This window comes from Saccharomonospora amisosensis (assembly GCF_011761185.1).
Taxonomy (GTDB): domain Bacteria; phylum Actinomycetota; class Actinomycetes; order Mycobacteriales; family Pseudonocardiaceae; genus Saccharomonospora_A; species Saccharomonospora_A amisosensis.
Genome location: NZ_JAAOYM010000001.1, coordinates 1654613 through 1674140, shown reverse-complemented (window position 1 = coordinate 1674140; position 19528 = coordinate 1654613). Strand labels below are relative to the sequence as shown.

At 69.6% G+C, this 19528-nt stretch carries 18 protein-coding genes; 2 read left to right on the top strand and 16 right to left on the bottom strand.

Features of this window, described 5'->3' with window-relative positions; genetic code table 11:
- Positions 1 to 307: 307 nt before the first annotated feature.
- Complete coding sequence (locus FHU38_RS08095; RefSeq protein WP_167168394.1) at positions 308 to 592, top strand: class F sortase; 285 nt, start codon at positions 308 to 310, stop codon at positions 590 to 592.
- On the opposite strand, the gene FHU38_RS08090 is transcribed toward FHU38_RS08095, so the two are convergent.
- Positions 576 to 2234 (bottom strand): DUF885 domain-containing protein, encoded by a 1659-nt coding sequence (locus FHU38_RS08090; RefSeq protein WP_167168391.1) that lies wholly within the window; start codon positions 2232 to 2234, stop codon positions 576 to 578. The two genes, FHU38_RS08095 and FHU38_RS08090, sit on opposite strands and share 17 nt — an antisense overlap.
- Before the next feature lie 34 nt (positions 2235 to 2268).
- On the opposite strand from FHU38_RS08090, the gene FHU38_RS08085 reads away from it, so the two are divergent.
- A complete protein-coding gene (locus FHU38_RS08085) occupies positions 2269 to 3285 on the top strand; it encodes an AsnC family protein (RefSeq protein WP_167168387.1) in 1017 nt (338 codons plus the stop codon).
- A 2-nt stretch (positions 3286 to 3287) separates the two neighbouring features.
- On the opposite strand, the gene FHU38_RS08080 is transcribed toward FHU38_RS08085, so the two are convergent.
- From FHU38_RS08080 to murG, 15 genes are all read right to left on the bottom strand, one after another.
- The gene (locus FHU38_RS08080) at positions 3288 to 4214 is read right to left on the bottom strand and encodes an RluA family pseudouridine synthase (protein WP_313886693.1); all 927 of its coding nucleotides are present in this window, start codon (positions 4212 to 4214) and stop codon (positions 3288 to 3290) included.
- A complete protein-coding gene (lspA, locus tag FHU38_RS08075) occupies positions 4211 to 4795 on the bottom strand; it encodes a signal peptidase II (protein WP_167168383.1) in 585 nt (194 codons plus the stop codon). The genes FHU38_RS08080 and lspA overlap by 4 nt, the downstream gene beginning before the upstream one ends.
- A gap of 55 nt (positions 4796 to 4850) precedes the next feature.
- Positions 4851 to 6329 (bottom strand): potassium/proton antiporter, encoded by a 1479-nt coding sequence (locus FHU38_RS08070; RefSeq protein WP_167168380.1) that lies wholly within the window; start codon positions 6327 to 6329, stop codon positions 4851 to 4853.
- 25 nt (positions 6330 to 6354) lie between these two features.
- Positions 6355 to 6645 (bottom strand): DUF167 domain-containing protein, encoded by a 291-nt coding sequence (locus tag FHU38_RS08065; protein WP_167175772.1) that lies wholly within the window; start codon positions 6643 to 6645, stop codon positions 6355 to 6357.
- A 39-nt stretch (positions 6646 to 6684) separates the two neighbouring features.
- Positions 6685 to 9861, bottom strand: a complete 3177-nt coding sequence (gene ileS, locus FHU38_RS08060; protein WP_167168377.1) for an isoleucine--tRNA ligase — start codon at positions 9859 to 9861, stop codon at positions 6685 to 6687.
- Positions 9862 to 10142: 281 nt separating this feature from the next.
- On the bottom strand, positions 10143 to 10748 hold the full coding sequence (locus FHU38_RS08055; protein ID WP_167168374.1) for a DUF2207 domain-containing protein: 606 nt from the start codon (positions 10746 to 10748) through the stop codon (positions 10143 to 10145).
- A 140-nt stretch (positions 10749 to 10888) separates the two neighbouring features.
- The gene (wag31, locus tag FHU38_RS08050; protein WP_167168372.1) at positions 10889 to 11758 is read right to left on the bottom strand and encodes a DivIVA-like cell division protein Wag31; all 870 of its coding nucleotides are present in this window, start codon (positions 11756 to 11758) and stop codon (positions 10889 to 10891) included.
- Between the two features lie 51 nt (positions 11759 to 11809).
- Complete coding sequence (locus FHU38_RS08045; RefSeq protein ID WP_009155286.1) at positions 11810 to 12094, bottom strand: YggT family protein; 285 nt, start codon at positions 12092 to 12094, stop codon at positions 11810 to 11812.
- 32 nt (positions 12095 to 12126) lie between these two features.
- A complete protein-coding gene (locus FHU38_RS08040; RefSeq protein WP_167168369.1) occupies positions 12127 to 12741 on the bottom strand; it encodes a cell division protein SepF in 615 nt (204 codons plus the stop codon).
- 81 nt (positions 12742 to 12822) lie between these two features.
- Positions 12823 to 13551 (bottom strand): YggS family pyridoxal phosphate-dependent enzyme, encoded by a 729-nt coding sequence (locus FHU38_RS08035; RefSeq protein WP_390623250.1) that lies wholly within the window; start codon positions 13549 to 13551, stop codon positions 12823 to 12825.
- Positions 13552 to 13553: 2 nt separating this feature from the next.
- The gene (gene pgeF / locus FHU38_RS08030) at positions 13554 to 14258 is read right to left on the bottom strand and encodes a peptidoglycan editing factor PgeF (RefSeq protein WP_167168363.1); all 705 of its coding nucleotides are present in this window, start codon (positions 14256 to 14258) and stop codon (positions 13554 to 13556) included.
- 78 nt (positions 14259 to 14336) lie between these two features.
- A complete protein-coding gene (ftsZ, locus tag FHU38_RS08025) occupies positions 14337 to 15644 on the bottom strand; it encodes a cell division protein FtsZ (protein WP_167168360.1) in 1308 nt (435 codons plus the stop codon).
- Positions 15645 to 15922: 278 nt separating this feature from the next.
- On the bottom strand, positions 15923 to 16564 hold the full coding sequence (locus FHU38_RS08020; RefSeq protein ID WP_313886692.1) for a cell division protein FtsQ/DivIB: 642 nt from the start codon (positions 16562 to 16564) through the stop codon (positions 15923 to 15925).
- A gap of 262 nt (positions 16565 to 16826) precedes the next feature.
- On the bottom strand, positions 16827 to 18317 hold the full coding sequence (gene murC, locus FHU38_RS08015; RefSeq protein WP_390623249.1) for a UDP-N-acetylmuramate--L-alanine ligase: 1491 nt from the start codon (positions 18315 to 18317) through the stop codon (positions 16827 to 16829).
- Positions 18314 to 19417: an undecaprenyldiphospho-muramoylpentapeptide beta-N-acetylglucosaminyltransferase gene (gene murG, locus FHU38_RS08010; protein WP_167175769.1), complete on the bottom strand. Its 1104-nt coding sequence runs from the start codon at positions 19415 to 19417 to the stop codon at positions 18314 to 18316. The genes murC and murG overlap by 4 nt, the downstream gene beginning before the upstream one ends.
- Positions 19418 to 19528 lie beyond the last annotated feature (111 nt).

Below are 19528 nucleotides of genomic sequence, written 5' to 3'. Positions count from 1 at the left end.
CTCGCTGCGGTGCTCACCGGTGTCACACTCGCACGGTCCGGCGCGATGGGCGAACCTTCCGACATCGAGCCCGGCTCCGGGGCAGCGGGCACAGGCACCGAGACACTGGCATCGGCAGTACCGCCACCGGCACACGATCCGCTCCCGCCCGGGGCCCCGGTGCGGCTGCGCATCCCCGCCATCGAACTCGACACCGACTCGGTGATCGAACTCGGCCGCACCCCTTCCGGCGTCACCGAGGTGCCCGGCCACGCCGGTGCCGTCGGCTGGCTCGAGGAAACCAGAACCCGGAGAGCGGGGGGCGTCCGTGCTGACCGGGCATGTGCGTTTCGCCTACGAGCGCGCCGCGTTTCTCCGGCTCGTGGAACTTCGCCCCGGCGACGAGGTCGCGGTGGGACGAGCAGACGGCAGCACCGCCGTTTTCACCGTCTACGGCGTCGAGCGGCTGCCCACCGAATCCGCACTCGCGAGGGCAAGCGCCCACACCGAACACCCCGACCTGCGACTACTCACCGCGACCGGCTACGCGGGGCCAGGCGCCCGAAGCACGGAGGCGATCCTGGTGTCGGCCCGGCTCACCGCGGCGCGGTAGCCCCGACCCAGGCGCTCACCACGTCGGCCAGCACCGACAGCGGCAACGCGCCGCCACCCAGCACCAGGTCGTGGAACGCGCGGATGTCGAACCGCTCCTCCAGCGCCCGCTCCGCTTCGGCCCGAAGCCGTTGGATCTCCAACCTGCCCACCATGTAGGAAAGGGCCTGCCCTGGGTAGCCGATATAGCGGTCCACCTCCGCGACGATCTCGACACTGGGCATGGGGGTGTTGCGGTCGAGGAAGTCGATGGCCTGCTGTCGACTCCAGCCTTTGGCGTGCAGTCCGGTGTCCACCACGAGCCTGCCCGCCCGCATCGAGTCCATGCTCAGCATCCCGAGCAGCGCCACGTCGTCGGAGTACAGGCCCATCTCCTGCGCAAGGCGTTCGGAGTACAGCCCCCAGCCCTCGGCGTAGGCGTTGAAGTTGCCGACCCTGCGCAGCAACGGCAGGTCCGCCAGCCCCAGCGCGGTGCTGAGCTGGAGATGGTGGCCCGGCACGGCCTCGTGGAAGGCGGTCACCTCGGCCGTGTGCCGGAACCGCTGCGTGACCTCGTGGGTGTTCGCGAAGTAGGTCCCCGGTCGCGACCCGTCCGCCGACGGCCACAGGTAGTAGGCGGCAGGCGCGCCGGGCGCCTCGGCGGCGGGGACGGGCTCGACGACACACGGTTGCGGCGGGATGTGCCCGAACCAACGTGGCGCGGCTTGTTCGGCGCGCGCGATCGCCGAGCGCGCCGTCTCCAGCAACTCCTCCGCGCTGTTCCACCGCAGGGCGCGATCGGTGCGCAGCCGGGTGAAGACCTCGGACAGCTCACTTGTGCCGAACACCCGTTCACCGATCTCGGCGTACTCCTGCGCCAGTGCCTCGATGAGTTCCAGCCCGGTGGCGTGCAACTCCTCCGGGGAGCGCTGCGTGGTGGTATGGACGCGAACCAGCGCGGCGTAGCCGCGATCGCCGTCCGGCAGGTGACACATCCCCGGCCGCTCCTGCGGCCTGCCGTGTTGCACGATCTCGTTGTCGAGCACGTCGCGGTAGCGCGCGAAGGCGGGACGCACCACCTCGCGCAGTAGCTCTGCGCGCCGCTGAGCGAACTCCTCGTCAGGCGGTTGTTGACGCAGCAGCGGGTCGTCGGCCGGTTCGGCGAGGTAACGGCCGAGATGGGCGCTCGCGGCCCGCACGAGGTGCTCGACGGGCAACCGCCCCGCCGCCACTCCGGCCCGATGCCGGTCGGCGATCCGGTCGAGGTACTCCGGAATCGCGGCCAGCCGCTCAAGGTGGGCCCTGCCCTGTTCGGAGTCGCTGATCCCGATCATGGGCAGCATGGTGAGCAGGCCTGCCGCGGGGGCGATGAAGAGGTCGCTGACGGTGAACTCGACGAGTCGCGTGTCGATCTCGTCGAGGCGCGCCTTCGCATGGCTCACGAGCACATCCACCGTGGTGCGCTCCTGCTGCCCTCGCGGGTCGACCGCCCGCGCGCGCTCCAGGAACCGCTCCAGCGTGGCACGCTGTTCCCGCTCGGCTTCCTCGCTCACGTCACCCAGGCCGGTACGTGCGGGCCGCATACCGAGCACCGAAGGCCACAGCGGATCGACGTCGAACAAGAACTCGATGAACTCGTCGGCCAACGCGGTGACTGCGGTCATGGCGACAGCCTACTGTCCGACTACGCTTCGAGCCGTGGCCGTGACTGATCCCGTCGACGCACGCCTGCTCGCCGCGCTCGCCGAGGTGGGCAAGGCCGCGGTGCACGAACTCGCGGCGAGGCTGGGCATGGATCCCAGGGAAGTCGCCTACCGGCTGGTGAACCTCTCCGCTACCGGGCTTCCGCTGCTGGTTGGGGTCGAAAGCGATCCCAACGGGCTGCGTGCGGCGCTGGCGAGTTCGCCCGCCCCCGGTAGCCACGCCCAGCCCAGGCAGGTCCATGGCACCCACAGCGGGGCCTATCCGGTCCACGGCACACCGAGTGGCGCCTACCAAGTGCGAGGAATGCCCAGTGGCGCCTACCCGGTGCACGGGGCACCGAGCGGTCCTTACGCACCTCCTGGGGTCTCCGCTGGCCACCCGGCCGGGCAACCGGCACACCCACAGCCGCCACAGCACCCACCGCCACAGCAACAGCAGTTCCCACAGCAGCAGCCCTCACAGCAGCAGTCCCCACAGCAGCAGTCCCCACAGCCACCGGATCCGGCCATGAGCACATGGGGGCCACCGCAGAGTGCGCTGTGGGCACGCGGCGACCAGCGACCGGCCCCGCCCGGCGGGACACCACCCACTCGCGCCGGCCGCGCGGGCGAGCTGCTGCACACCCAGGGTCTCGAAGGTGAGCAACTCGCGATCCAGCTGTTGGAGGTGCAAGACCCCGCCGACTTCCTGTTCGGCGCCGCGGGCTACCGGCTCGAGCAGGGCGAGCGGGCGATCGTCGTGCATACCGAGGTGACCAACGAGGGAAAGATCGCGTTCGCGTCGCTGCCGGACAACTACCTCGAACTGATCACCGCGGACGGCAAGGCGATCACCAAGGCACCGGTGTCGCTGACGTCGCGCCCGCCGCACAAGATCGGCGTAGGGCCCGGCGAGACCAGCGGCGGCCACACCGTGTACGTGGTGCCGGAGGGTCTGCGTATCACGTCGGTGCGGTGGAGTCCCCGACCCGAACCCGACGAACGCTCGCTGACCTGGTCGATCGAGGCCTAGCGTCAGGTCTGCGCCCGCAACTTGTCGAGCGCGGCCGCGAGGTCGGCGGGATACTCGCTGGTGAACTCCACCCACCGGCCGTCGGCGGGGTGCGCGAAACCCAGCGTGCGGGCGTGCAGCCACTGCCGGGTCAGCCCCAGCTTGCGGGCCAGCACCGGGTCGGCGCCGTAGGTCAGGTCGCCGACACACGGGTGCCGCAGCGCCGCGAAATGCACGCGGATCTGGTGGGTCCGCCCGGTTTCCAACTTGATGTCCACCAGCGAAGCTGCCCGGAACGCCTCGATCACCTCGTAATGCGTCACCGACGGCCTACCACCCGCCACGACGGCAAACTTGTAGTCGTGGCGCGGGTGCCGGTCGATGGGCGCGTCGATGGTGCCCTTGGTCGGGTCCGGATGCCCCTGCACCAGCGCGTGGTAGCCCTTGAGCACCGTGCGTTCCTTGAACGCCCGTTTCAGCACCGTGTAGGCGTGCTCGCTCTTGGCCACCACCATCACGCCCGTGGTGCCCGCGTCCAGGCGGTGCACGACGCCCTGCCGCTCTGCGGCGCCCGACGTGGAGATACGCAGTCCCGCGGCGGCCAGCCCGCCCACCACTGTCGGGCCGGTCCAGCCGGGGCTGGGATGCACCGCGACCCCGACAGGCTTGTCCACCACCACGATGTCCTCGTCGTCGTAGAGCACACGCATGCCTTCGACGGGCTCGGCGACCACCCGCACCGGCTGCTCCGGCTCCGGCAGCCGGACCTCCAGCAACCCACCCGCGGCAAGCCGATCGGACTTCGCGGCGGGTCGGCCGTCGAGCAGCACCTCACCCGACTCGGCCAGGTCGGCGACCACGGTGCGGGACAACCCGAGCAGCCTGGCCAACCCGGCGTCCACCCGCATACCGTCGAGCCCCTCCGGTATGGGCAGCATCCGTGTGCTCACGAACGCTCCTCCGGGTGCCGCGCCTTACGCACCCGCGTGCCGTCGTAGTCCCTGCCGAGCACCGCGAGCAGCACGACAATGGCCGCACCGACGGTAATGGCCGAGTCCGCCGCGTTGAACACCGGGAAGAGTTCGCCGTTGGGCGCGAACACGGAGATGAAGTCGACCACGTGCCCCTGCAACAGCGCGGGCGCGCGGAACACGCGGTCGGTGAGGTTGCCCAGTGCACCCGCAAGGATCAGACCGAGCCCGACTGCCCAGCCCGGCGAGCGCAGTCGCCTGGCGAACCAGATGATCGCCACCGCAACCGCGATGGCGACGACCGCGAGAATCCAGGTGCCCCCGAAATCCATGCCGAACGCTGCGTAGGGATTGCGCACGAGTTGCAGGTAGACCGCGCCGCCGAGGATGCGAACGGGCAGCTCACCCTCCAGCGTCGCCGTCGCGACGATCTTGGTGATCAGGTCGACGGCGTAGGCGAGCACGGCCACCACGGCCAGCAGCACGACGCGCCGTTTCGGCGGGTCGGACTGCGACTGTTCGGCCGCGGCAGTGGGTTCCGGCTGCTGCTCTGTGCTCACCGCTCCATTGTCCACTGCTGCGCCACCGGCCCCGCAGGCAGCACCTGGCGGTGGGTCAGTCTCCCGACTCGCCTCGCCACTTCGCGATAGGGCCCGCACGGGAGACCGCCCGCAGCCTGCGTTCGGTGGCCGCCCTTGCCTGTTCGGTGGTGACCACCAGCAGTTGGTCTCCCTCCTGCAACCTGGTGGTGTCCTGCGGGGTGAATCCGGCGCCCCTTCGCACCACCAGGCTCACCCCGGCACCGGTGGGCAACCGCAACTCGGCCAGGTACACGCCGTGCAGCCGCGAGCCCTGCTGGATGCGAACCTGCAGCAGCACCGCTTCCAGTTCGTCCAGCGGCGCGGCGTCAACCTCGATCTCCCTGGGTTCGGAGGGTTTGGCGACCCGCAGCAGCTTCGCCAGCGGGGTCAGCAACGCGCCCTGCACGAGGGTGAACACGATCACCAGCACGAAAACGGCGTCGACGAGCCGCTGCGCGCCCGCGATCCCCTCCGCCAGCGGAATGGTGGCCAGCACGATGGGCACGGCACCGCGCAGCCCGGCCCACGACAAGAACACCTGCTCCCGCCAGGGCACTCGGAACGCCGCCACCGAAAGCACCACCGAAACCGGCCTGGCCACGAGCAGCACCAGCGCTCCCGCGACAAGGCCCGGCACCACGGCGTCGAGCAGCCGGGTGGGTGAGGCGAACAACCCGAGCAGCACGAACAGGCCGATCTGGGCCAGCCAGCCCAGCCCTTCGGCGAACGAAAGCGTGTCGGAACGGTGTGGCAGCCGGGCGTTGCCGAGCACGACGCCCGCGACGTAGGTGGCGAGCAGACCCGAAGCCAGCGCGAGCTGCGCGGAGGAGAAGGCTGCCACGCACACCGCCACGGCCGCCAGCGGATAGAGCCCCGTGGCGGGCAGCGCGGCTCTGCGCAACGCCCACGCGCCGAGCCAGCCGAGTGCCAGCCCGATCAGCGCTCCGGCCAGTAGCTGGTAGAGCACCCGCAGCGGCACTGTCCAGTCGACGGTGCTGCCGGTGGCCAACAGCACCACCGCGATGTAGGTGGGTGCGTCGTTGAGGCCGGACTCCAGTTCGAGGATTCCGGACAGTCGCTTACCGATGCCCGCTGTGCGCAACACGGAGAACACCGCGGCCGCGTCGGTGGAGGCGAGCACGGCACCCCACAGCAGCGCCGTCCGCCACTCCAGTTGAAACAGCAGATGCAGGGCCGCTCCGGTGACGCCTATGGTGATCCCCACAGCTACTGTGGACAGTGCGATTCCTGGCCCCAGCACTGGTTTGATATCGGACCACCGGGTGGTGATCCCACCTTCGGTGAGGATCATCACCAGTGCCGCCAGGCCGAGACTCTGGGTCAGCGCCGGGTTGTCGAACTCGATGCCGAAACCGGCCTCTCCGATGAGGACGCCGATGCCGAGGTACAGCAGCAGCGACGGCAGGCCCAGCCGGATCGAAAGCCGAACCGCGACGACGGAGGCGAGTAGTACGAGCGCGCCGGAACCGAGGATCACGGGCAGGTCGCCCATGTCACCTCCCGTGCCTCAGCCTCGTTCAGCTATCCACAATAGAGTGTCTGAGCGTGTCGACCCGGGCTTGCGACCCCTCCGGCGCGCCACGCACCTCGACCACCTTGTCCCTCGAACGCTGCCCCTTCACCACGACCACGTCGCGGGGACGCACGGCGAGGACGGCCGCGAGCACCCGGCACAAGGCATCGTTGGCCGCCCCGTCGACGGCGCGAGCCCGCACCGACACCACGAGCGCCTCGCCGAGTGCGCCGTCCCACACGCCGCCGACGGCGTCCCGCTTGGCGCCGGGCTTGACCCGCACCGCGAACCGCAGACTGTCCATACGCGGTAACCGTGTCCGAGGTGCCAGGCGTTACAGTTTCGCCACGGCGACGGTGACCTTGACGCCGTCGCCGACAGCGCCGGAGAACCCGTCCGTGACCGGGGCGTACGAGACGTCCGAGGCGAGGGTCTCGCCCGCGACGAACGCCTCGTGGGCGCGCACGGCCTCGGCGACGTCGTCAGGGGCGTCCACTGTGAGCACGATGCGATCGGCGATGTCGAGCGAGGCATCCCTGCGTGCCTGCTGCACCACCCGCACCATGTCACGCGCAAGGCCCTCCCGCGCGAGCTCGGCTGTCACCTCGGTTTCGAGCAGCACGAGCCCCGAACCGCCGGACAACTCGGCGGCCGCGCCGTGGTCCTTGGCCACGAGCCTGCGCTCGTACTCGCCCTCCAGCAGCTCGACACCGGCGGCCACGACGGCGCCCTCCGCGCTCGTTGTCCACTCGCCTGCCTTGACGGCCTTGATCACGCGCTGCACGTCCTTGCCGAGCCGGGGACCGGCAGCCCTGGCGTTCACCGCGACCTCGAACCCCCCGTGTGCGGCGACGTCGGTGGTCAGCTCCACCGACTTGACGTTCACCTCGTCGCGGATGATGTCGGTGAACGGACGCAGTGTCTCCGCGTCCTCGGCCGCCACCAACAGCTTGGCCAGCGGCAAGCGCACCCGCAGCTTGTTGGCCTTGCGCAGCGACAGCGCCGAGGAGCACACCTGCCGCACCCGGTCCATGGCCGTCACGAGCGCGGCGTCCGCGGGCAACTCGTCGACCAGCGGCCAGTCGGTCAGGTGCACCGAACGCCCTCCGGTCAGTCCGCGCCACACGGCTTCCGTGGTGAGTGGCAGCAGCGGCGCCGCCGTCCGGCACACGACCTCCAGCACCGTGTGCAGCGTGTCGATGGCGTCCCGCTCACCCTGCCAGAACCGGTCGCGCGAGCGGCGCACGTACCAGTTGGTGAGCACTTCGAGGAAGTTGCGAACCAGCGCGCAGCTCTCCGCGATGTCGTAGCTGTCGAGGGCCGCTCCAACATCGGTGACCAGCTCGTGGGTCTTGGCGAGGATGTAGCGGTCGAGTACGTGCGCCGAGTCGGTGCGTATCCGGCCCTCCACGCCCTCCGCCCGTGCGTAAAGGGCCAGGAAGTAGTAAGAGTTCCACAACGGGAGTACGGCTTGCCGTACCGCGTCCCTGATGCCCTTCTCCGTGACGATCAGGTTGCCACCGCGCAGGATGGGGCTGGCCATGAGATACCAGCGCATCGCGTCGGAACCGTCACGGTCGAACACCTCCGTGACGTCGGGGTAGTTGCGCAGCGACTTCGACATCTTCTGACCGTCGGAGCCAAGCACGATGCCGTGTGAGACGCAGGTGCGAAACGCCGGGCGGTCGAACAGCGCGGTCGCCAGCACGTGCAGCGTGTAGAACCAGCCGCGGGTCTGACCGATGTACTCGACGATGAAGTCACCCGGGTAGTGGTGCTCGAACCAGTCGGCGTTGGAGAACGGGTAGTGCACCTGGGCGAACGGCATCGAACCGGAGTCGAACCACACGTCCAGCACGTCGGGCACGCGACGCATGGTCGAGTTCCCCGTCGGGTCGTCGGGGTTGGGTCGGGTGAGTTCGTCGATGTGCGGACGGTGCAGGTCGGTGGGCCGCACCCCGAAGTCGCGCTCCAACTCGTCCAGCGACCCGTACACGTCGACGCGCGGATAGTTCGGGTCGTCGCTGACCCACACCGGGATCGGCGTGCCCCAGTAGCGGTTGCGCGAGATCGACCAGTCCCTCGCGTTCTCCAACCACCTGCCGAACTGGCCGTCCTTGACGTGCTCGGGATACCAGGTGATCTGCTGGTTCAGCTCGACCATGCGGTCCTTGAACTCGGTCACCGCCACGAACCACGACGACACCGCCCGGTAGATGAGCGGGTTCCGGCAACGCCAACAGTGCGGGTAGGAGTGCTCGTAGGTCTCGTGACGCAGCAGAACCGCACCCTGCCGCGCGGCCGAGCCGGTGCCGTTCTTCAGATCCCTGATGATGTTGGCGTTGGCTTCGAAGACGTTCTGGCCCTGGTAGTCGGGCACCTGCGCGTCGAACCGGCCCTTGGAGTCCACCGGCGTAACCGGGGTGATGCCTGCCGCGTCGGTGACGGCCTTGTCCTCCTCACCGTAGGCGGGCGCGATGTGGACGATGCCGGTGCCGTCGTCGGTGGTGACGTAGTCGGCGGCGAGGACCCGGTGGGCGTTCTCGTGGCCCACGAAGTACGGGAACGGCGGGGCGTACCGGGTGCCGAGCAGGTCGGTTCCCTTGTAGTCGCGCAACACGCGGGGTTGCTCGCCGAGTTCCTTGGCGTAGGCGGCCAGGCGGGCCTGAGCGAGCAGGAACCGTTCGCCCGGTGAGCCCTCCCGCTCCACCAGCACGTAGTCGACGTCGGGGTGCACGGCGGTGGCGAGGTTCGACGGCACCGTCCACGGCGTCGTCGTCCAGATCAGCAGGTAGGCGCCGTCGAGTTCGTTGTCGTTGCCCTCGACGCGGTAACCGATGGTGACAGCGGGGTCCTGCCTGCTCGCGTAGACGTCCTCGTCCATGCGTAGTTCGTGGTTGGACAGCGGAGTCTCGTCGCGCCAGCAGTACGGCAGCACCCGGTAGCCCTCATAGACCAGACCCTTGTCCCACAGCTGCTTGAACGCCCAGATCACCGACTCCATGTAGGTGACGTCGAGCGTCTTGTAGTCGTGGTCGAAGTCGACCCAGCGGGCCTGCCGGGTGACGTACTCCCGCCACTCGCCGGTGTAGCGCAGCACCGATTCGCGGCACGCCTGGTTGAACTCGGCGATACCCATGTCGTCGATCTGCGACTTGTCGGTGATCCCCAGCTGGCGCTCGGCCTCCAGTTCGGCGGGAAGCCCATGGGTGTCCCAGCCGAAGCGACGCTCGACCCGCCTGCCGCGCATGGTCTGGTAGCGGGGCACGATGTCCTTGACGTAACCGGTCAGCAGGTGCCCGTAGTGCGGCAGGCCGTTGGCGAAGGGTGGGCCGTCGTAGAAGACGTACTCGTTGCTTCCGTTGGTGCCCGGCTCGCGGGCCTCCACGGTGGCGGCGAAGGTCCCGTCGGTCTCCCAGTAGGCGAGCACGTCCTTCTCAAGTGCCGGGAACGAAGGCTGGGCGGGCACCTGGTCGGCGGGCTGCGCGCCGAAGGAAGCCTTGGGGTACATCCGGTGTGCTCCTCGCGGTTCGGCTGTCTCGCACGGGCTCACGTGCGCGAGCCCACACGGGGACGACACGGCGCCTCTTCCGCGCGCGTTCCGCGGTACCACCCCGCTTGCCCACACCCAAGGCGCGGACCTCTCGTTCGACGGCTGTGACGGGCCGCTCCCGTCCGGTTCTACTGAGGTTTCCACCCGTTCTTCCGGAGGCTCCCCGGTGATGGCCGGATCATCGCCTTGTGCTGTCCAGATTAACGGGTAGCGGGCAACCGTTCGTGACCGGACCCGTCCTACTTGCGAAAGGTGCGCTTGCCTCGGCGCCGGGACGCGAGCGTGGCGTCCGGCCCGCACAGCGCGCACGGGGTGAAGCCCAACTCGCGGGCCTCCTTGACGGCGATCGGGATGGTGGCCCTTGCCTCCAACCAGTCGCATCCGGAGAGGTGGTAGCGCGGGTGTTCGTCCACGACGAGTACCTCGGCGTCCAGCTCGGAGACCACCAGCAGGTCGGCGGCGTCGGTCTCCTCCTCGGCGGGATCGCCGTCGCGCTCCTCCACGGCGCCCGCGCGTGGGGCCCGCGCCGTGCCGGTCGTTGTGGCGCTCGGATCGGTCGCGGAGTTCTGGCCCGACGCCACCGCCGATTCGGCGGCCGGTTCCGCCCTACCCGTCTCCGAGGCGGTGGGCTCGCCGCCGCCTTCACCGTCGGCTTCGGTGGCCTCCGACGAGCCTGGTTTGGTGCCTGCCGCCGACCTCCTGCGCCACCAGTCGAAGACCAGCAACGCACCCGCCAACACGGACAACCCGATCGAGATCCACGCCCAGAGGGAGTTGGCCGTCACGAGTGCCGTGACCACCAGGCCGAGCGCGGCCAGTACCAGGATGAGGACGATGTAGAGCACGGTGAATTACAACACGAAACCGAGCAGGAACGGCTCCGACCCTCCAGCGAGTGTCGGAACCGTATCGATGCGTGACACCAACCGGACAACCGGCCCACCCGAGGACACAGGGCTCAACCGGCCTCAGCCTGCGCCCGACCTCAGCCTGCCTCGGCCCTGGGGCCGAACGAGTAGCCCTGGCCAGTGCTGCTCCCGCCGCTCGTGCTCGACTGGCCGGAGCCGGAGGAGGCGGAGGCAGGCGCGGCGGAACCCCTGTCGTCGAGTTCGCGCAGCTGTGACTCGAGGAACCCACGCAGGCGGGTGCGGTACTCGCGCTCGATCGTGCGCAGCTCCTCGATCTTCTTGTTGAGCGCGCTCTTCTCGGTGTTCAGGTTGTTCATCGTCTCGGTGTACTTGCGCTGCGCCTCGCGATCCATGTTGGTCGCCTTTTCGCGCGCCTGCCGCTCCAGCGTCTCGGCCCTGGTGCGTGCGTCGTTGAGCATGGTCTCCGCGCGGGTGCGCGCCTCGTTGACCATGGAGTCGGCCTTCGACCTGGCATCGGAGAGCAACTGCTCGGACTTGGTCCTCGCCTCGGCCAGCATGCTGTCCGACTCGGTCTTGGCCTCGGCGGTGAGCCGGTCGGCCATCTCCTGTGCCAGGCCCAGCACCTTCGCGGCCTGCACGTTGGGCTCGCCACTGTCGCCCATGAACCCGTGGGTCTGGGTCTGCTCCATGGCCGAGGTCGGCGGGGGCACGGGCGCCAGCCTGCGCGACGGCGTCTCGTCGCGAGGGATGTGCTGCTGCGCACCGCCCGCGGCCTTGGCGGACTCCAGCTCGCTACGAGTCGATTCCAACTCGGCATCGAGCTGTTCGACCTGCTGCCGCAGCTCGTTATTGTCCTCTATCAACCGCGCAAGCTCGGTCTCCACCAGGTCGAGGAAGGCGTCCACCTCGTCCTCGTTATAGCCCCGCTTGCCGATTGGAGGCTTGCTGAACGCGACGTTATGCACGTCAGCAGGGGTCAACGACATCAGATCACCTCACGCACTCCATGGCCTGCCGGACGTATCCCCGATTCCCCGTTACCCGGGATACGCCAGTTGCATCAGTATGAACACAACCAACAGCAGCACCATAATCGATAGGTCCAGCCCGACGCCGCCGATCCGCATGATCGGAATAATCCGACGGACGAGTCGAACGGGTGGGTCGGTCACTGTGTAGATGGTCTCGAGCGTCACCGCAACTCCACCCGCCGGACGCCAGTCGCGGGCGAACGCTCTGACGAGCTCCACCACGATGCGCGCCATCAGCAGCAGCCAGAAGGCGAAGAGCAGCCAATACAGGATCAAGCGGACCGCTTCCACAGCTCCACTCTGCCACACGTCCGGACGGGGGATCAGTGCCGTAGGAACAAGCCGCCCTCGGCGATGCGTCTGCGGTCCTCCGCGGTCACATCCACGTCGGGGGGTGAGAGCAAGAACACCTTGTTGGTGACCTTGTCCATCGATCCGCGCAGCGCGAAGGCCAGGCCCGCTGCGAAGTCGACGAGCCGCTTGGCGTCGGCGTTCGCCATCTCCGTCAGATTGATGATCACCGGGGTGCCGTCCCGGTAGGCCTCGCCGATCTCCCGCGCCTCGACGTAGCTGGTCGGGTGCAGCGTGATGATGCGGCTCAGCGGGTCGCGCGCCGGTTGCCGGGCGGGCTCGGCTGCCGGCCGCAGCCTGGCCACCGGATCGGGCTGACGATCGACCGCCAGCGAGCCGTGCACGGGCGGTTCGGAGGCCTCCACCCGGCGACGGGTGCGCGCGGGCGGCGGCTCCGGGTCGTCGAACTCGTCCATGACGTGGTAGCGCGGGCGTGGCCTGCGTGGCGGCGTCTCCTTGTAGGGCCGCTCGCCGTAGCCGTCGTAGTCGTCGTCGGAGTAGCCGCGCCGGTCGTCGTAGTCGTAGTCGTAGTCGTAGTCGGCAGGGACCATTCCGAAGTAGGCCTTCAGCTTCTGCAGCGCGCTCATGCCACTCCCTCGCCCTCCGCGATAGCGGTCCCCACCGTTGACGCTCGGTCTCACCGACGAAAGTCCTCGTGGTGAACCTTTCTACGGCGAGGCTAGACCGCGACGCCCGAGCAGCGCGGTTCCGACACGCACACAGGTCGAGCCATGCGCGATCGCGGCCTCGAGATCCGCGCTCATTCCCGCGGACAGCTCCGTGGCCTGTGGGTGGTCGGTACGGAGACGCTCAGCGGCATGCGCGAGCCGCTCGAACGCGGGCGCCGGATCGGCGCCGAGCGGCGCGACGGCCATGAGACCGCGCAAGTGCAGAATCTCACTGTTGTGGGTGACGCGGTCGGCGAGCTCATCAAGCTCTTCGAGCGGGCATCCACCGCGCGCAGGATCGTCGTCAAGGCTGGCTTGGAGCAACACATCGAGGGGCTGGTCCGCCTCGCCTGCGTCCAGTGCCGCCCTCACCGCGCGCGCGAGCGCGTCCACCAGGCGCGGTGAGTCCACCGACTGCACCTCCTGGGCCCACCGCGCGACGGAGCGAGCCTTGTTGCGCTGCAACCGCCCGACCATGTGCCAGCGGATCGCGGCGCCGGGGCGCAGCCGCGCCACCTCACGCGCCTTCGCGGCCGCCTCCTGGTCGCGGTTCTCTGCGAGGTCGGTGACGCCGAGGTCGGCGAGCAGCGCGGCGTCGGACGCGGGAAAGGTCTTGGTGACGGCCAGCAATCGCACCTCATCGGGTGACCGGTTCGCCGCCGCGCAGGCCCTGGCGATGCGGTCACGGACGGCGGCCAGCGCATCGGCGAGTTCAGCCTCGCGCCGCACCGTCACTCCTCGAACCACGTGATCGCGGCCAGCCTGCCCGTCGGCTGCTGCCTGCGGTGGCTGAACAGGGTCGGGTCCTCGACAGTGCACCTCGGGTCAACGCCGATCCTGCCGACCCCGAGGTCGGCGAGCTGCCGCCACAGGCCGGCACGCAGGTCAAGTGCGGGTGTCCCGCTACGGCTGCGGCAGGCGCTACCGGGCAGGTGCGCCTCCACGTCGTCGACCATTTCCTGTGGCACTTCGTAGCACGCACCGCAGACGGCGGGGCCGAGCAGCGCCTCCATCCGGTGCGGCTCTGCGCCGACCGAACGCATCGCCTCGATCGCCGACGGGACCACCCCGACCCTGGCGCCCACCCTGCCCGCGTGCACGGCGGCCACCACACCGGCCACCGGGTCACCGAGCAGCACCGGCACGCAGTCGGCGACCAGCGCTACCAAGGCGACGCCAGGACGGTCGGTCACGAGCGCGTCGGTCGCCTCGGCCGGGGCCTGCTCGCTACCGTCGACGATCGTCGCCTTGCGGCCGTGGACCTGCTCCATCCAGGCGAGATTCCGCTGGGACAGCCCGAGTTCGGCTGCGAGGCGTCGCCGGTTCGCGGCGACGGCGCCGGGATCGTCACCGACGTGGTCGCCGAGGTTGAACGAGTCGAACGGCGGCTTGGAGACGCCGCCTTCCCTGGTCGTGACGATCCGCCTGATGCGCAACCGAGAACCCCTTCATCGTGCTGACCCACTAGTACCACGCCGAGGGCCCTCCCTGGCTCTCGGCTGGACTCGGCCGGTTCAGCGGCGCATGAAGGGTGGGACGTCCACGTCGTCGTCGGAGGGGTCGTCGCTCACCGGGAACGCCCTGCCCGGCAGGCTGCCCTGCCCACGCTGCGTCGAGGGTTGCTGGTAGCCGCGACCGCTCGTGCCCTGCTGGGGCGGCAGCGACCCGGACTGCGGCGCGCCACCTGTTCCGGTGTGTTGTGTGCGGGGCATCGGTGAGGTCGGCGCACCCGGGTCCGCATCACCTGCCGTGGCGCCGACCCGGTACTGCCCCGCCGACGCGGACTGCGTGCCACCGACCTGGCCCGCTTCGGCGGTGGCGGTGGTGGAGCCACGGCTGCCGAAGGTGCCAGGATCGAGCTTCTTGTGCGTGGGCGCACCGGCGTCGAAGCCGGCCGCGATGACCGTCACGCGAACCTCGTCGCCGAGGGAGTCGTCGATGATGGTGCCGAAGATGATGTTCGCCTCGGGGTGCGCGGACTCCTGCACCAGCGATGCCGCTTCGTTGATCTCGAACAGGCCCAGGTCGGAGCCGCCCGCGATCGACAGCAGGGCGCCGTGCGCACCGTCCATCGAGGCTTCCAGCAGCGGTGAGTTGATGGCCTTCTCCGCGGCCTGCACGGCGCGGCCCTCACCGCGAGCGGAGCCGATGCCCATCAGCGCGCTGCCCGCTCCCGACATGACGCTCTTCACGTCGGCGAAGTCGAGGTTGATCAGGCCGGGAGTGGTGATCAGATCGGTGATGCCCTGCACACCGGAGAGCAGCACCTCGTCCGCGGAGCGGAAGGCGTCCATCAGCGAGACACCGATGTCGCCGAGCTGCAGCAGTCGGTCGTTGGGGATCACGATCAGCGTGTCGCATTCGTTGCGCAACGCCTGGATGCCGTCCTCGGCCTGCCGTGCCCTGCGCTTGCCCTCGAAGGAGAACGGCCGGGTGACCACACCTATCGTCAGCGCGCCCAGCTTGCGGGCGATCTGCCCGACGACGGGCGCGCCACCGGTGCCGGTGCCGCCACCCTCTCCAGCGGTCACGAAGACCATGTCGGCGCCCTTGAGGACCTCCTCGATCTCCTCCCGGTGGTCCTCGGCGGCCTTCTGCCCCACCTCGGGGGAGGCACCCGCGCCGAGACCTCGGGTGAGTTCCCTGCCGATGTCGAGCTTCACGTCGGCGTCGGACATCAGCAGGGCTTGGGCGTCGGTGTTCACCGCGATGAACTCGACACCCTTCAGGCCGACCTCGATCATGCGGTTCACGGCGTTCACGCCGCCGCCGCCGATACCGACGACCTTGATCACCGCGAGGTAATTGTGCGGGGGCGTCATCGGACTCGCCTTCCTGATCGTGGTGGTGCTGTTCTTGCCTCGCGCTGGATGTCGACGTCTCGGGCGGCACCTTCACCGGAAGCACCCGGATAACCTCGACCTCAAGTTGAGGGTTAGAGTTATGTCAACTACCAACGTTGCTGCAGGACGGTAGGCATCGCGCGGCCACGAATCCAGCAGCCACGCCGAGTGTCGCGAACGTCATTCGCCACATGTGTGTCGCGGTGCTCGATCGCCACGACGCGGGCCCCGGTCTTCAGGATGTCTGGCCGCCGCCTTCACGACACCGTGGGCAGTTCGGGGCTGGACACGTCGTACACCTCGCCCTCTCTGGTCAGCAACACGGCGAGCACCTTCGCCTTGCGCTGGGTCTGCTCGGCATCTCCCCAGCGCACGATCCGGCCGTCGGCGAGGGCCAGCTCGATGCTGCCGGGCGTTTCGGCCCTGCCGACACGGACCTGCTCGCGCAGTTGCGGCGGCAGGTCGGCCAACACCGAGGCGACGGAGCGGGTGGCGGCGTCGTGGGGCCCGACCTTCGACAGCTCCAGCTTCGGCAGCCCCGCCACCGGCTCGCCGATCTCCTTGTAGACGAAGCCATCACGGTCTACCAGGTACAGCTTGCGGCCGGTGTCATAGAACCCGATCGGCCTTCGCTCGGTGACGGCTATCTTGATCGTCGAGGGCCAGGACCGCGAGACCTCCACCGACGCCACCGAGGGCAGCGCTCCGACCCGCATGGCGATCTCGTCGGTGTCCACCCGCAACATGGGTTGGCCTGCGGGGACGGCCGCGAGCTCGCGAATACGCTCCGAGGGAACCTGGCTCGCGCCGACCACCTCCACAGAGCGCACCCCAGCCAGTTCGGTGAAGTACAGCAGGTAGCCGATGGTGAGCACGGTGAGCACGCTCAGCGCGAGCACCTGCCGGCGTTGCCGAACCAGTTGCCGGGAAAGCCGATCTCCGGGGTTCGAACCACTCCGGCCGGGCTTGCCCGACCGGGAACGTCGGCTCGATCCGGCACGTCGCGCTCGTGTGGTCGGCTCGGCCCGCGCCGACGCCTCTTCATATCCAGTATCGCCGGCGTTCGCGTTGCTTCGTGCACCGGCGTCGCGTGAGGGCACCGTCCGCCGTCGCCGCTGCCCCGGCGAGCGTCGCCCGGTCGTGGCCACGGTGTGCCGCTCCTCAGCCCGCGCGCCGGTCGAGTTCGGCGAGGATCTCGGGGCCGAGCTGGGTGATGTCGCCCGCGCCCATGGTCAACAACAGGTCTCCCGGTTTCACCAGGTCGGCGACCAGCGCCGCGGCCCGGTCGAAGGCGGGCTCGTAGTGCACGGCCGTGCCGGTGATCCGTTCGGCGATGAGTTCACCGGTAACCCCTGGCACCGGCTCCTCCCTCGCGCCGTAGACGTCCACCAGCACGACTTCGTCGGCGAGACCGAGCGCCTCGGCGAACTCCGAGGCGAAGGCCGCCGTCCGCGAGTACAGGTGCGGCTGGAACACCACGACGACCCTGCCGAGTCCGGCGGCCTGCCGCACCGCCCTCAGCTGCGCCGCCACCTCCGTGGGGTGATGCGCGTAGTCGTCGTAGACCCGAACGTCGGCTGCGCGGCCCTTGAACTCGAACCTCCTGCGCACCCCACCGAAGGCGGCGAGCCCCTCGATCAGCCCGTCGGTCGGCGCACCCAGTTCGATACCCGCGAGCAGAGCGGCGACCGCATTGAACGCCATGTGCTCGCCCGGCACCGCGACCGCCATCTCCAGCTCCTCGCCTCGCAGCGCGACGCGGACCTTGCCGCCGTCCTCGCCGGGCGTGTACTCCAGCACGCGGGCGTCCTGCTCGCCGCCTGCCTCGCGGCCGTAGCGCAGCACGCGCAACCCGTCCGCCTCCGCGCGTGCCGCCAGAGCCGCCGCCGCCGGGTCGTCGGCGCAGACCACGAGCGCGCCGTGTGGTTCGATTCGGCTCACGAACTCGCCGAACACGGCCACATACGCTGCCTCGGTGCCGTGGTGGTCAAGGTGATCGGGCTCGATGTTGGTCACGACGGCCACCGAAGGCTCGTACGCCAGGAACGACCCGTCGCTCTCGTCGGCCTCCGCGACGAACAGGCCACCCTCACCGTGGTGGGCGTTGGCGCCGGACTCGTTGAGGTCGCCGCCGATGGCGAAGGACGGGTCGAGCCTGCAGTGCTGCAGCGCCACCGTCAGCATCGACGTGGTCGACGTCTTGCCGTGGGTTCCCGCGATACAGGCCACCCGGTGACCGCGCATGAGCTCGGCGAGTGCCTGCGCCCTGTGCAGCACCGTGATGCCACGCTCCCTGGCCGCCAGCAGCTCTGGGTTGGTCTCCTTGATGGCCGTGGAGACGACCACGGCGGTGGGACCGCCCTCGAACGCGTCGAGATTGTCCGCCCGCTGACCCACCTCGATCCTGGCGCCCTGCGCGCGCAGAGTCAGGAACGCCCGCGAGTCCTTGGCGTCGGAGCCGGAAACCTGCGCGCCGCGCGCCAGCAGAATGCGCGCGATGCCGCTCATGCCCGCACCGCCGATGCCGATCAGGTGCGCTCGCCGCAGCGGATCGGGAAGCCGCGGCAGGTCGGTCCGCGCCGCCGTTCCCGGTGTCTGTGGTGTCTTTGGTGTCTGTGGTGTTCCTGGTGTTCCCGGTGTCAGTCGTGTCATGGTCCCCCGGCCTCGTTTCCCCCCGCGTTCGCGTGCGAGCCTGCCTGCTCGAGCACCATCCTGGCCAGCACCTCGTCGGCCTCGCGATGGCCGAGCCCCACGGCGGCCGCGCTCATCTTGCCCAGCCGTTCGGCGTCGGTAACCAGCGGTACCACAAGCTCGGCCACCTTCGCCGGGCTGAGCTGCGCGTCCTCGACCAGCAGCGCCGCGCCCGCCTCGACGGCGGGGCGAGCGTTGAGCTCCTGCTCGCCGTTGCCGTGCGGCAGCGGCACGAACACTGCCGGCAGCCCCACGGCGGACACCTCGGCCACGGTCATCGCTCCGGAGCGGCACAGCACGAGGTCCGCGGCGGCGTAGGCGAGGTCCATGCGCTCCAGATACGGCACGGGCACGTAGGCGGGTCTGCCCTCGAACTCCCGCACCGCGAGCGTGTTCTTGGGGCCGTGGGCATGCAGCACGCCGACACCGGCGTCGGCGAGTTCGTGTGCCGCGCCGGACACGGCTGCGTTCAGCGAGCGCGCCCCCTGCGAGCCGCCGAAGACCAGCAACACCGGCGCCTGCGGGTCAAGCCCGAAGTGCTTCCTGGCGCGTGCTCGCAATGCCGCCCGGTCGAGGGTGGTGATGGCGCGGCGCAGCGGTATCCCGACCACCTCCGCGCCCGGCAGCGGGGTTCCCCTCACCCCCACAGCGACCTTCGCCGCGAACCGGGCGCCCACCTTGTTCGCCAGTCCGGCGTGCTTGTTGGCCTCGTGCACCACGATCGGTACCCGCCCCCTGGCCGCGAGGTAGGCGGGCAGCGCGACGTAGCCGCCGAAGCCGACGACGACGTCAGCTCCCACGCGGTCGAGCACCTCCCTGGTGCGCTTGACCGAGTCGCGCACCTTCAGCGGGAGCCGCAGCAACTCCATCGTGGGCTTGCGCGGCAGCGGCACCGGCGGCACCAGTTCCAGCTCGTAGCCGCGCGCGGGTATCAACTGGTTCTCCAGACCGCGTGGCGTGCCTAGCGCGACCACGTTCGCGTCGGGCCGCAACCGCTTCACCGCGTCGGCGAGCGCGAGTGCGGGCTCGATGTGCCCGGCCGTCCCGCCGCCCGCCACCACGACGGTCGGCCCGCTACCGCGCGTGTGCCCGGCCGCGGTGCCTGCTGCTTCCCGCGACGCCGTCGCGTCGCCCGACTTCTCCTCGGTCACGTCCGTCCATCCCAGCGGCTC